At 40.1% G+C, this 675-nt stretch carries 1 pseudogene; it reads right to left on the bottom strand.

What is annotated here, in order from left to right:
* Positions 1-675, bottom strand: a pseudogene (locus tag HMPREF2805_RS11495) (G5 domain-containing protein); the annotation flags it as partial.

Below are 675 nucleotides of genomic sequence, written 5' to 3'. Positions count from 1 at the left end.
TGGATTTACTTCGTAAGTAGTTGTTACTGTGCTTGAACCTGCTTGACCTGCTTCTTCCACATTTGGTTGATCTTTGTCGCGCGTATCATCTTTTACGTATTTCTTAGGTGATGGGATTTCTGTTATTTCTACTTTGTCCTTCGCTGGAACTTTGACAATAGTATTAGTTGGTTCTTTCGTACGAACTGGTTTACCTTCACTTACTATAATCTTTCCAGTATTAGTGTCCACAGTGTAAGTTGTTGTAATAGTGTCTTCACCATCTTCACCTTTAACAGTAGTTGAGGCTGCACCTTTTTCTTTCGTATCATCTTTTTCATAGACAACAGGTGATGGTACTACTCTCTTCTCAACCGTTGGTGCTTTCGTTTTCCCATAAGTTCGAACTGTTGTTGGAGTTACCTTACCTGTTTTTGAATCAACTTCATAGGTAGTGGTATCAATCACATCGCGACCTTCAGAATCTTTAGAGTGTTCAACCTGAGTTTTTGCACCAACTTTAACAATTGTCTTACCTGCTGGGGTGACGACTGGGGTACCAACGTGTTCTGTGATATGACCGTCGTGTGAATCTACATCGTAAGTGGTTGTAGTAACTATTTTACCTTTAGCTCCTTCAACGCGTTCATTAGGTGTGTCAACATCTCGTTCACCATCTCTAACATACTCAACTTC

This window comes from Streptococcus sp. HMSC034E03, from assembly GCF_001811505.1.
Taxonomy (GTDB): Bacteria; Bacillota; Bacilli; order Lactobacillales; family Streptococcaceae; genus Streptococcus.
Note: the sequence above shows the minus strand (reverse complement) of the source record. Positions and strands in the feature narration are given on the sequence as shown.